At 63.6% G+C, this 12,111-nt stretch carries 13 protein-coding genes and 1 pseudogene; 3 read left to right on the top strand and 11 right to left on the bottom strand.

The genetic code is table 11. The features are described 5' to 3' along the window. Positions 1-39 precede the first annotated feature (39 nt). The 10 genes and pseudogenes from CKW22_RS16945 to CKW22_RS16900 all read right to left on the bottom strand — a co-directional run bounded on the left by CKW22_RS16945 (position 40) and on the right by CKW22_RS16900 (position 8,866). A complete protein-coding gene (locus tag CKW22_RS16945; RefSeq protein ID WP_095064460.1) occupies positions 40-900 on the bottom strand; it encodes a Ku protein in 861 nt (286 codons plus the stop codon). A 112-nt stretch (positions 901-1,012) separates the two neighbouring features. Then, positions 1,013-1,594 carry a nucleosidase gene (locus CKW22_RS16940; protein WP_033697944.1) on the bottom strand — a complete coding sequence of 194 codons (582 nt, stop codon included), beginning with the start codon at positions 1,592-1,594 and terminating at the stop codon, positions 1,013-1,015. 72 nt (positions 1,595-1,666) lie between these two features. Then, positions 1,667-2,788: a carboxylate-amine ligase gene (locus tag CKW22_RS16935; RefSeq protein ID WP_095064459.1), complete on the bottom strand. Its 1,122-nt coding sequence runs from the start codon at positions 2,786-2,788 to the stop codon at positions 1,667-1,669. Between the two features lie 3 nt (positions 2,789-2,791). Next, positions 2,792-3,745, bottom strand: a complete 954-nt coding sequence (locus CKW22_RS16930) for a class I SAM-dependent methyltransferase (RefSeq protein ID WP_033697946.1) — start codon at positions 3,743-3,745, stop codon at positions 2,792-2,794. After that, entirely contained in the window at positions 3,745-5,079 is a 1,335-nt protein-coding gene (locus CKW22_RS16925) for an iron-containing redox enzyme family protein (protein WP_095064458.1), read from the bottom strand. Before CKW22_RS16925 ends, CKW22_RS16930 begins: the two co-directional genes overlap by 1 nt. 17 nt (positions 5,080-5,096) lie before the next feature. Next, the gene (locus tag CKW22_RS27675; RefSeq protein WP_033697948.1) at positions 5,097-5,294 is read right to left on the bottom strand and encodes a hypothetical protein; all 198 of its coding nucleotides are present in this window, start codon (positions 5,292-5,294) and stop codon (positions 5,097-5,099) included. Between the two features lie 62 nt (positions 5,295-5,356). After that, a pseudogene (locus CKW22_RS16915) lies at positions 5,357-5,476 on the bottom strand (general stress protein); the annotation flags it as partial. A 222-nt stretch (positions 5,477-5,698) separates the two neighbouring features. Continuing rightward, on the bottom strand, positions 5,699-6,982 hold the full coding sequence (locus CKW22_RS16910; RefSeq protein WP_033697950.1) for an NTP/NDP exchange transporter: 1,284 nt from the start codon (positions 6,980-6,982) through the stop codon (positions 5,699-5,701). Between the two features lie 4 nt (positions 6,983-6,986). Next, entirely contained in the window at positions 6,987-7,895 is a 909-nt protein-coding gene (locus tag CKW22_RS16905; RefSeq protein ID WP_033697951.1) for an aldo/keto reductase, read from the bottom strand. An 89-nt stretch (positions 7,896-7,984) separates the two neighbouring features. Continuing rightward, positions 7,985-8,866 carry a Dyp-type peroxidase gene (locus CKW22_RS16900; protein WP_095064457.1) on the bottom strand — a complete coding sequence of 294 codons (882 nt, stop codon included), beginning with the start codon at positions 8,864-8,866 and terminating at the stop codon, positions 7,985-7,987. Between the two features lie 196 nt (positions 8,867-9,062). Here CKW22_RS16900 and CKW22_RS16895 point away from each other — a divergent pair, with 196 nt between their 5' ends. Continuing rightward, positions 9,063-9,962, top strand: coding sequence for a bile acid:sodium symporter family protein (locus tag CKW22_RS16895; protein WP_033697954.1), 900 nt, complete (start codon positions 9,063-9,065; stop codon positions 9,960-9,962). Between the two features lie 2 nt (positions 9,963-9,964). On the opposite strand, the gene CKW22_RS16890 is transcribed toward CKW22_RS16895, so the two are convergent. Then, complete coding sequence (locus CKW22_RS16890; RefSeq protein ID WP_033697955.1) at positions 9,965-10,432, bottom strand: sterol desaturase family protein; 468 nt, start codon at positions 10,430-10,432, stop codon at positions 9,965-9,967. Positions 10,433-10,847: 415 nt separating this feature from the next. Between CKW22_RS16890 and CKW22_RS16885 the strand changes: the two genes are divergently transcribed. Continuing rightward, positions 10,848-11,561: an MgtC/SapB family protein gene (locus tag CKW22_RS16885; RefSeq protein ID WP_033697956.1), complete on the top strand. Its 714-nt coding sequence runs from the start codon at positions 10,848-10,850 to the stop codon at positions 11,559-11,561. Between the two features lie 34 nt (positions 11,562-11,595). Beyond that, positions 11,596-12,102: a GNAT family N-acetyltransferase gene (locus CKW22_RS16880; RefSeq protein ID WP_095064456.1), complete on the top strand. Its 507-nt coding sequence runs from the start codon at positions 11,596-11,598 to the stop codon at positions 12,100-12,102. Positions 12,103-12,111: the final 9 nt, after the last annotated feature.

Here is a 12,111-nt window from a genome sequence, read left to right as displayed (position 1 = left end):
CGCGTTCTTTTGGACTGCCCCCAAAATCTCAGCCATGATTCAAGAAGCCTTGCGCGTACGCTTGGCAGGTTTCTTCTCGGGCTCGGGCTTTTTCTTCCCCGCCGCCGCCCCCTTGCCGCCCAAGCTGCGTTTGAGCAGTTCGGTAAGGTCGATAATATCGGCACCTTTCTCTGCAGGACCGCCCTCGCCCTTCTCCACCACGCTGATCTTGCCCTTGCTGGCTTTCTCTTCCACCAGGTCCATGATGGTCTGGCGAAACGCATCCTGATACTCATCCGGCTGCCATGAGCCGCTCATGTCCTCGACCAGCCGCTTGGCCATGTCCAGTTCACGTTTGTCCACTTTGGTATCGGTCACGCTCTTGTCCAGCTCCAGCGTCTCCAACCCGCGCACTTCCTCGGGCCAGCGCAGGGTGATCATCACCAGGGCATCATCCAGCGGGCGCAGCAGCGTCAAGTGCTGACGGGTATGCAACACCACCGTGGCCAACGCCACCTTGCCGGTGCTGGCCAGTGTTTCGCGCAGCAACGCATAGACCTTGCCGCCGCGGCGGTCGGGGCTCAGGTAATACGGGGTATCGAAATGCTGCAGGGGAATTTCGCCGGCATCGACGAACGAGAAGATATCGATGGTCTGAGTCACTTCAGGCCGGGCCGTGCGGATCTCTTCCTCGCTGATCACCACATAACGGCCTTTCTCGTACTCCACACCTTTGACGATGTTGTCCTTGTCGATCTCTTTGCCGGTGACCTTGTTGATCCGCTTGTAACCGACCGGCTCCATGCTGCGTTTGTCCAGCCAGTCGAAATCGACCCGCTCGGTGCGCACCGCAGTATTCAGCGAGACGGGGATGTGCACCAGCCCGAAACTGATCGCGCCCTTCCAGATTGCCCTTGCCATGGTTAAGTCACCTCCCTCCAGCCCTGCGTCTATCGGAGCCTCTACTTGAAGTGACTGCGGCGCGCTGGGAAGGTTTAGTCAGGCTGCCCTGCGGCGGGCAGCGACTCGGTGCTTAGCTGAACAGCACGCGCTTGAAGGCCTCGGCGGCCAGGTGCACTTGCACCGACCAATCGTCTGCGGCTTCGCTGCCGGCATCGTCGGAAATGTACTTGAGGCAGACGAATGGAATGCCTTCGCTGCGGGCGATCAGTGCCAGTACGTAAGCCTCCATGTCGACCACATCGTAAGGTGCCTTGCCGTGGCTGGTCTCGAAATTGTCACCTGTGCCGCAGGTTTCAAGGGCAAGCCCTGGGATTGGCTCGCCGTGTTCGAGCAGAACGGGGATGTCCGACAGTGGCGTCTCGTAGCGGGCGAAGCCCAGCGGCGTGACATCCATGTCGCGCTGGACGAAACGGGTGCAGCACACCACTTCACCCTTGCCATGGCCCTGGCTGCCGGCCGAACCCAGGTTGACGATCAGCTTGGGCTTGCGCTGGGCGATGGCCTTGGTCAGCGCGATGGCAGCATTGACCTTGCCGATGCCAGTGAACACAGTGTTCACCTCGGCAAACACAGTGCCAGCCTCGGCCTCGAGGGCGAAGACGAACAGCGTGTCATCCAGGGAAATGTCGGGGAATTGCTTGATCAGCATCATGGCGCAGGGGTTCCGGGTGGCTGCAAAGGGCGCGGCCATTTTCGGACAACCCTGGCGAATTGCAAGCCCCGGCTACCGTTGCGTATGCCCTTGCCTGATCACCTGCTCGACCACGGCCTGTAGCGCTTCGGTAGCGTTCTTCCCGGCGGCGCACGCCTGCCCCAGGCATTCAAGCTGTCGGTCGGCACTGGTGCCCTCACGCAGGATACGCCGGGCATGCTCGAAGGCGCGTTCGGCGTCCACGGTGTCGACGGGGAACTGCCCCTGCAACTGCGCCAGCCAGCCTTCGGCCGTGACCGGCTGTTGCTGCTGGGTACCAATGAACTGGCCTTGGCGGCCGTAGCGCAGGGCGCGCCAGTAATTCTCCTGCGCGAACCAGCGCAACTCCCGGTTGAGGGGTGCGCGCGCTTGCCTTGGCTGCACGCTGTGCTCCACCAAGTGGCGAAACACCCCGGCGATGCTCAGAGCGTCCTCAAGGCAGGGGCAGCCATCACAGATACGCAGCTCGACGGTGGGGAAACGTCGCGACGGTCGGATGGCCCACCAGAAGTCACCGTCAGCAGCTAACGAGCCGGTGCGCTGAAGCAAGGCCCGGTAGCGCTCATAGGCAGACCAGTCGGCCAGCGGCTCGGGCAACCCCATGTGCGGCCACTCGCCACAAATGACCCGCCGATAGCTCATGTAGCCGGTACCCTGGCCCAGCCACAAGGGCGAGGATGTACTGAGAACCAGCAGCAGCGGCAACCAGTGCACCAGCCGATTGATCAATTGCATGCGGTCGCAGTCCGCCGGCACCCCCACGTGAACATGCAAGCCATTGAGCAGGCTGCGCCGCGCCACGTGCTGGTAGTCGTCGAACAACTGGCGGTAGTGCACGCACGGCGCAGGCTTGTGCCGCAGCCAGGCTGCATTCGGGTGGCTGCCCGCGCCATACAGGCCCATGCCTTGTGCCGCCAGCACCTCGCTCAATCGCTGCCGGGCATGCAAGAAGAACTCGCGCGCCTCGAACAGGTTGGCGAACACGGGAGAGGCGACTTCTATCTGGCTGCGGAACATCTCCTGGGCAAAATGCTGCCCCAGTACTTCACGACACTGCCTGACCAGGCTCGAGGCAGGCATCGCCGGCACCTTGCCGGTAGCCAGGTCCACCAGCAGGTATTCCTCCTCGATGCCAAACGTACAAGGCAGGGCCATGCTTCAACCGTTACGGGTGACGGTAAGCGCAACGGCGGCAATGCGCTCGACGTGTTCATAGCCGGGTTCGTCAAGCTGTTCGCCAAACACGTCGGGGTCGATCTCCTGGTATACCCAGGAGAATTGCGGGCCCGCCAGGCGCAAGCGAACAGCCTCGAGCAGCGCGTCCCGGCCTTCGACAATCGCCACCCCGGTGTAGAGCAACAAGGTGCCCCTCATGCTCAGGCGTTCCCGGGCCTGTTCGACGATGCGCAGTGACAGCTCGGCGCCCAGCGCCCCGCCACCGTGGCGGTAGGTGCGCGCGTTGAGGTCGAGCATGTAGGGCGGATTGGCCACGATCAGGTCGAAGGTGCCGGTAACGCCGTAAAGCAAATCACTCGGCTCCACGGACACATTGCTGATGCCCGCCAAGGCCGCGTTGATGGCGGTATAGCGCAACGCCAGCGGGTTGATGTCCAGCGCGCTGACCTGTGCATGGGGGGCGGCGCGGGCGATGAGCAATGCCCCCACGCCACTGCCGCAGCCAATATCGACCGCGTGTTCCACGCGATCCGGGCAGCGTTGCAGATGGTCATGAATAACCTGGGCAAAGCGGTAGCTGTCGGGGCCGAAGAACACCGCGTCACTGGCGTGTGTGGGGTACGCCGAATGCACCAGCAGCAGGTCGTCCAGGCTCGACCAACGCACCTTGCTGGCCAGCAGTTCACCGCGCTGCTCCAGCACCTGCGCATGCTGCAACGCTTGCAATTCGTCGGCCGAAAGCAACGAAGGCGCAAACGGCCGGCTCCAGCCGAACACGTCGCGCAAGTTGCTGGCCTGCCGGGCGCTATCACGGGCGTTGTTGCGTGCATGGGTGGCGGGGGTTACACAGGTGAAGCGGTAACCGTCCGCACGCAAGCGCTTGCCTAGCTGCAGCAGTGCCAGGTCTGCCTGGGCTTGCTCTGGGTCTAACATCATCACTGACATCCTTCTTGAACCAGGCCAGTGGCATTGACGAAGGCCTGAGTGGCCAACAACCCCTCCGGCGACGCGTGACGGTTACCGGCCATGCGCTGCACCAGGGCCTCCACAGTCTCTGCGCGCTGGCTGACCATGGGCCCGTCATCGGCCGACACGTTGATGTCCCAGCTACCCGGCATGACGCGCCGGATAGGCGCCTGCCAGTCGCCAGCGATCCAGTCGTGCCACAACTGCTTCTCGTAAGCGGTGAATACGCCGAACATGGCCGCAGCAGGTCCGTCGATCAGTTGCCACCAGCGGCTGTTTACCGGGTTTTCCCCGCGCCGGATCCACCCCTGGGCCTGCAGCGCATCGACGAAGGCCGGCATGGCGCCGGGCTCGGCCAGCCATTGATTGATGGTGCGTTTTTGCAAACGGCAGTGATCGGCGTGCATGAACTGGCCGTATTGGCGCTTGCGCTCCAGCGCTGCGAACAGCTGGGCCTGCAGGTCGAACTCGGCGACCAATGCGCTCGCTGGGGTGCCCAGGTCGTTCAACCGGTAGCCGCGCCGCACCCGTTGGTAGAAGTGCTGTGCGTCCTGTGCCGGGCACAGTTGCCGTAACGCCTGGATGGACAGCTGGGCATGGCCGCTGGCGGCGTTGTCGATGGTGACATGCAGCTGAAAGTAATGGCCGTCGATGCCCAGCTCCGCCAGTTCATAGGTGGTAATCAGCAAATGCAGCGGCGGTTGCTCGTAACCCAGGTTGTACCCCAGCACCTCCGGCAGGAATGCGTCACCGTGCTGCCCAAGGGCCAGTTGCACGGCACCTTGCAAGTAGCGCTGGTCATCCAGTTGCGGCAGTTCCAGGCAGCCTAGGCGGCTCAGCAGCCGCTGGTAGATCAGCACATGGTTGCAACGCGGGTCGCCATTACCCAGCTCTTCCAGGTAGGTGCGGATCAGCCCGTGGTAACGGGGGTCGCGCCAGTGCTGCAACGTGCCGTGCAGCCAGGCACCGTCCACCGCCTTGGTGGGTGCAACCTGCTGCAGAAACCACAGGGCATGGGCGCGGTTGCTGAAGAAGTGGCGTGGCGCACCTTGGCGGCGTTGCTGCAGGTAGTCGGCATAGGCCTTGGCGACTTCGCCGGCATGATGATCGCTCCAGGCAGGGAGCTGTGCGGGGGTGTCAGGCAAATCGTCCGGCCAGTGTTCTACGCGCGCGATTTGTTCACTCAACCAAGCGGCGCTTGTGGCGTCCGGGCCTTCCAGGAGGTTCTGGTAGCGGTGTTGCAGGCTCAGGTGTGCTGCGCGAGCCCCTGCATCAGCAGCGGCCTTGCGGGTAATGACCGTCATGCCGAGTTCCTCTGAACTTATTGGGCCGGTTTTTGCCCCGGCATAGGCTCGGGGTCAGGCGCAGGCTGCGGCGCTGGCAGATCATCCGGTTTTTGCATTTGCAACGATGGCTTACTGGGGTCGGCGTCTTTGCCGGGGTGATTGTTGTCTCGGTCGAAACAACCACCCATCAGGGTCATGGCGCCCACCAGGGCGACCCAATGAGTCAATCGCATGGGAAGTCCTCCGTTGTGTTCAATTGCAGTGCCAGGTCGCCCCGGCACTGCGAATTCCTCAATTACGAACGGCCGCCTTTACGGCTGGTGTCGTGGGGCATGTTGCCCCCCGAAGACTGGCCACCTTTACGCCCCGCTTCAGAGGCCTTCTCGCGGTCGTTGGCGAAGTTGCCCGGGTTCTTGCTGCCGCCTTGGCTGCCTTCCTTGCCCTGGGTGCCGGTGCGGCTGTTCTCTTTGTTAGCCATGGTCGTGAAACCTCATATGACTTCAGGAAGCACGGCACTGTGCCGTACATAGGTTCGGAGTTCGGCGATATGGAGGGATTCGTTTTATTGCGACAGGTTCGGACCGGTGGCATTAAATAAGCGGCAGCTGCATATTTGGTGCACCAAGGGACGTCTGGCTCACTCGGTATCCGTTGTATCGAGCCGCGCCTGCCGCCGCCCCAGCCAGCCGCCGGTCGCCGCCCACCCCAGGGCTATCGCGGCCCCCATCAGCATCGCCAGTTGCGGATGCTCGGCCATCACGTCCAGTGCCCGCTTGACCCAACCGCTCAGGGCGTCACCGCCGCGGTAGACCACCGTGTCGATGAAGTTCTTGGCCTTGTACTTGTCCTCTGCCGACAGGACCGTGAACAGCATCTCGCGCCCAGGCCGCACCAGCGCATACTCACCGGCCCGGCGCACCACCATCACCACGACGAAGGCGGCGAACACCGGCGCCAGTGCCAGCCAGACAAAACCTGCAGCCATTACCAACGGCACCGCCACCAGCAGCACCCCCACGCCCATCCTTCGGGCCAGGCGTCCGGTCAGGAACACCTGGGTGAGGATCGCCAAGGCCTGGACCACGGTGTCGATCAGGCCGAACACCTGGGTTTGCCGTGTGCGGTCGGTGAAGGTCTCGCTGACGATGCGCGCCTGTTCGAAGTACAGGAACGTGCTGACGCTGGCCAGCAGTATCACGAACAGCGCGATACCTAGCAGATAGGAAGAGCGCAGTACCGCCGTGGCGCCGGCGAACGGGTTGCCACCCAAGGGTTTCGACGACGAGCGCTGCAGGTGCGCCGGCAGTGGATGACGGGCCCGCCAGTGCTGCAAGTACAGCGTTGCGCCAGTGCTGCCGAGCAAGAACAGGCCCGCCAGTACCAGCAGGCCGGCATGCCCCAGCGGCCCCACCAGCACGGTGCCCAGGATCGGCCCACTGAGCCCGCCCAGGCTGGCACCGGCCGCCAGCAGACCGAACAGGCGTTTGCCTTGCTCGGTGGAAAACAGGTCGGCAAGCACGCTCCAGGCCAGCGAGATGGTCAGCAGGTTGAACACCGACAGCCAGATGTAGAACGCCCGTGCCGTCCACAGACCGTCTGGATCACGGGCAAAGAGCACAGCGAAGAGCAGCAGGTTGCTGGTGAAAAAGCCATAGGTCCACGGCAGGATATGCCGCCGCCGCACTTTCGACGCCAGCCAGCCAAACAGCGGCAGGCACGCCAGGGTGGCAACGAAGGTGCCGGTAAACAGCCACTGCAGGTTGTCCACGCCACCGGCCACGCCCATGGTCTCGCGCACCGGGCGCAGCATGAAGTAACCGGTGAACAGCAGGTAGAACAACGACAGCCCGGCAAGCACTGCGGGCCCTTCACCTGGTTGAAGGTTCAAGCCGTTGCCCAGGCGCCGCCGCCAGCCTTGCATGGCGTCAGGCAAACTGCTCTATCAGCGCCTGTTGCTGCGCCTGGCTGAGCAGCGGCGTGTGCCCGGCCTTGAGCTGATCGAGCTGGCGATCCGGGCGGCTGGTGGCGGGTATGACCGTAGTTACTGCCGGGTGGCTGATGGCGAACTTGAGAAACAGCTGCGCCCAACTGCCGATGCCTGCCTCTGCAGCCCAGCCAGGCAAGGGCTGGCCCTTGACCTTGGCGAACAGGCGGCCATCGTCGAACGCCCGGTTGATCAGCACTGCAACGCCCTTGTCCTGGCACAGCGGCAGCAGTTCGCGCGCGGCATGTGGCGCACTGACCGAATAGTTGATCTGGATGAAATCCAAGGGCTCGCTGCGCACGATCCTGGCGACTTCATCCTGGCCGCTGTTCAGGTAGTGGGTGATGCCGACGTAGCGGGTCTTGCCCTGCTGCTTGAGTTCACGGGCATAGGGCAGCTGGGTCTGCCAATCGCGCAGGTTGTGGATCTGCAGCAGTTCGACCTTGTCGGTGCGCAGGCTGCGAAGGCTGCCGGCCCACTGCGCTTGCGCATCGGCGAGGCTGTCAGCGGCGATCTTGGTGGCAAGGAAGCACTGCCGGCGCCAACCGCCTTCTTCCAGTAATTGGCCAAGGATACTGTCGGCGCCGCCATAGTTGGGCGAGGTGTCGATGACCCTGCCGCCACCCTGGAAGAAGGCCTTGAGCACCGTGGCCAGCTGTTGGTATTCGGCAGTGCCGGCTTCGACCTCGAAACTGCCAGAGGTACCGGCACCAATCACCGGCAGGGCTTCACCGGTGGACGGGATCTTGCGGGTCATTAGCCCGCTGGGTGCGGCAGCGTGCAACCAGGGGCTTGCGGCCAGCAGCCCCAAAGCTGCGCTGGCGCGCAGGACATCACGACGTGCGTACATGGAAAAGCTCCCGTCATGAATCGGAAACTTTCAAGGCTAGCCGCTCTACCCTGCGCCGGCGAGTGATTCTGTATCTGGATGTTTAGCGATCAGGCCTGCAGCAGCAGGCGCAGGTCCAGGCCGGTATCACCCAGAGGTGGGCACCAGTAGTAGCCGCCGGTCAGTGGCCGGCTGAAACGGTAGAGGCCATCGATGATGCCGTCTTCCAGGCCGCTCATGCGCCGCAGTTGCACTTCGAAGGCATCGAAACTGTGGCCCAGGGCAACGAAGGCAAGGCCTGCGCCTCGCGCGTCGGCCCAGGCGACCGAACGACGGACCATGAACGCTTCAGGTTCGAAGCTTTCCTGGGCGGTACGCTTGACGTGTGCGGATGCCGGGGCGTCGTCGAGTTCTTCGTTATCTGCCAGGCGGCGGCCGATGATGTTGTCCTGGTCTGCCTGGGGCAGCGACTTGAAATACGTCAGGTCATGCTTCCACAACTGGAACGCGGCAAAGCTGGAACCCCTGAGGCCGGGCTGGCCAGCGTCGACGATGGCTGCTTGCACAGCCTCTTCGTCCACCGGGTTTTCGGTGCCGTCTTCATAGCCGGTCAGGTCGTGCCCGCCCCGGTGCAGGAAGCCGTCGATGCAGTCTGCCAGGTGCAGTGCCGGTGTCAGCGCCTGCTCCAGGGCCTGGGCGCGCAGCAGCAAGTCACCCCGCTCGTTACCCCGCAGCCACAGCCACAGGGCGTGCTGGGTGCTTGGGTTCTCGACCGCAGCATCCAGCTGCGGGAAGGCCCGCAAGCCCGGGACTTCGCGGCCCAGGGCCTTGGCCAGGGGTGCGCCGACGCCAAGGATCAGCTGTTCGCCATCGACCTGCGGCAGCAAGGCGTCGAGTGCAGCGGGCAACGCTTCGGGGGAGTGCAGCGTGAAGAACAGGTGGCGGGCATGGGCCGGCACCGGCGTGGCAAGCAGACCTTGCTGAAACGGCATGACAGGCTAATCCTTGGTAAAAGCGCGCATGCTACTGCGCCGGCACGCCCTTCGCAACGCGGCATGCAGACGCTGCAGGCGACCAGTTCGGTAACAAAAGGTTACCAAGAGATGGCGCTTTGCAATTAGCTATCAATACAGCGCGGCCTACACTTCTCGGAATCCTTCGTACGACGCCTTGACCCGAGAGCCCTCCATGACTGCCTCGCCCCTGCTTACCGCCTTCCTGCCCTTGGCATTGGGCATCATCATGCTCGGCCTTGGGCTGTCACTGACCCTGGCCGATTTTGCCAGGGTGGTGAAATACCCCAAGCCGGTGGTAATTGGCCTGGCCTGCCAGATTCTGTTGTTGCCACTGGTGTGCTTCCTGATCGCTAACGGCTTTGGCCTGGAGTCTGCCCTGGCGGTGGGGCTGATGCTGCTGGCCGCCTCGCCGGGGGGCACCACGGCCAACCTGTTCAGCCATCTGGCCCACGGTGATGTGGCGTTGAACATCACCCTGACGGCGGTCAACTCGTTGATCGCGATCCTTACCATGCCGCTGCTGGTGAACCTGTCACTGGGCTGGTTCATGGCGTCGGACCAGGCCATCCCCTTGCAGTTCGCCAAGGTCATGCAGGTGTTCGCGATTGTGCTGCTGCCGGTGGCGTTGGGCATGTTGATCCGTCGTTTTGCACCGGGCTTCGCTGCACGCATGGAAAAGCCCATGAAGCTGGTGGCGGCGCTGTTTCTGGCCTTCACCATCGTGCTGGCCTTGGCCAAGGATTGGCAGACCGTGCTGGCGTACGCCCCGGTAGTCGGCTTGGCCGCCCTGCTGTTCAACCTGCTGAGCCTGTCGGTGGGCTACTGGGTGCCGCGGCTGCTGAACATTCCCAAGCGCCAAGCCATCGCCATCGGCATGGAAATCGGCATCCACAACGGCACCCTGGCGATCGCCTTGGCGTTGAGCCCTTCGCTGCTGAACAACCCGACCATGGCGGTGCCGGCGGCGCTTTACAGCCTGATCATGTTCTTTACCGCAGCCGGCTTTGGCTGGTGGGTAAGCCGTGGGCACGGCGCAACCACGGCAGAGGCCAAAGGCGAGCCGGTCAACTGAGGTCAGGGCCGGACGCGACGGCTGTGCAATTGGCGCTTCAGCACCTTGAGCGGGGGGGCGTAGAAGAAGCCGAACGACACAGTGCCCTTGCGGCCCTTGATCGCATGGTGCAGACGATGGGCGCGATGCAGCCGCTTGAGGTAGCGATTGACCGGCCGCGGTTTCTGCGGCCAGTGGCGATGGAACACGCCATCGTGGGCCAGCACATACAGCACGCCGTACCCTGCCACTCCCCCGCCCACCCATTGCAGCGGTGCATACCCGCCTTTGCCCAGCGCCACCAGCCCGGCGGCGATCAGCCCCAGCGCCACCAGGTAGAGGTCGTTGGTCTCGAGCATGCCCAGGTGCGGCTCGTGGTGCGAGCGATGCAGCCACCAGCCCCAGCCATGCATGATGTACTTGTGAGCCAGCGTGCCAACGCCCTCCATGGCCACCAGTGTGCCGAACAGCACGGCGAGATTGAACAGCATGTAAGGGCCCGGGCAGTATCAAGGGAAGGCGCAAGGGTAACGACTGCCGGCTTTTTTTTCCATGAAGCCGTGACGGGCTGTAGGCACTTTCTGGATGAAGCCGTTGTCATGTTTTTGCCCTTGACCTCGTCTACCTCGCGGCGTAAGGTCCGCGACGCAATTTCGCATCCCTGAACAGGAGTCCTGCATTGGACAGTAGCCCCAGTCGCTTGCGACAGGCCCACTTGGCGAGCTAGTCCGGCAGTGTCCTGCCACTGTCTCGCCGTCATGGTGTGATGGTGGTTTTCTCCAGCCTTCCTGGCTGAAGCCTTCCTCTTTCCCCTACCCTTTGTGGCCCTGCGCATTTTCTGGTTATTCAACCACGCCAACACGTGATGGCGTTCATGCGGGCCTGTGCCCGTGGAAGAGGTTTGCTATGGATTGGAAAGTCTTTCTGCTGCGCGTCAGCGTCGCCCTGCTGCTGGGCGCACTCATCGGCGCCGAGCGTCAACTGCGTCAACGCCTGACCGGCCTGCGCACCAATGCACTGGTCAGTACCGGTGCCTGTCTGTTCGTGCTGATGACCCAGGCAGTGCCGGGCATGGCCGCCAACGATGCCTCGCGCGTTGCTGCCTATGTGGTGTCGGGCATCGGCTTTCTGGGCGGCGGCGTGATCATGCGCGACGGCTTCAACGTGCGCGGCCTGAACACCGCCGCCACCCTCTGGTGCACGGCCGCCGTTGGCGTACTGTGCAGCCTTGGCCTGCTGCTGGAGGCCACCCTGGGCAGCCTGGCGGTGTTGTGCGCCAACATCCTGCTGCGTGATATCGCCCAGCGCCTGGACCGCCAGGACATCGTGCCGGCCACTGAAGTGGAACAACGCTTCGAGGTGCGCGTGGTGTGCCGCGCCGAGGACGAAATCCAGGTGCGCAGCCTGATGCTGCACAGCCTGGGCGACCCTGAGCTGCGCCTGCAGTCGCTGCACAGTGAGGACCTGCCCAACCCGGCGCGTCTTGAAGTACGCGCCGAGCTGCTTGGCAACCCGCAGGCGCCGGCGCAACTGGAGCGGCTGGTCAGCCGGGTAAGCCTGGAAAAGGGTGTAAGCTCGGTGCGCTGGCAGCTGCAGCCGCAGGTGGCGGCGGCAGACTGACGCCCACCCACCCGACGGCTTGCAGGACCGACTTGTGCTTATACGCCCTACCCTTACCCGTGACATCCCCAGGCTTGCCGAGGTCGAGCGATCAGCCGCTCAGGCTTTCGCCAGCCTGCCGGCGCTGGCCTGGCTGGCTGCAGGTGATGTGCTGGACATCACCACCCATCAGGCCTGCGTCGACGGCGGTGCAAGCTGGCTGGCCGAGGCTGACACCGGACAGATTCTGGGTTTTGCGTGCGCAGGGTATGAGCAACAGGCATTGCACATTCATGAGATCTCCGTGCGCCGTGAGGCGCAAGGGCAAGGTATCGGGCGCAAGCTGCTCGATCAGTTGGTCACGGTGGCCCGCGCATCAGGCGCCCGGGAACTGACCTTGACCACCTTTGCCGACGTGCCCTGGAATGCGCCGTTCTACAGACGCTATGGCTTCGAAACCCTTGACGAAGGCCTGCTGTGCGCGCGGCTGCGGCAGATTCTGGCCAGCGAAGCTGCCCACGGGCTCAAGGGCCGCTGCGCGATGCGCCTGCGTATCGACTGAGCTGCGCAC

The organism is Pseudomonas sp. Irchel s3f19, assembly GCF_900187555.1.
GTDB lineage: Bacteria > Pseudomonadota > Gammaproteobacteria > Pseudomonadales > Pseudomonadaceae > Aquipseudomonas > Aquipseudomonas capeferrum.
This window is presented reverse-complemented; position numbering and strand designations above follow the sequence as displayed.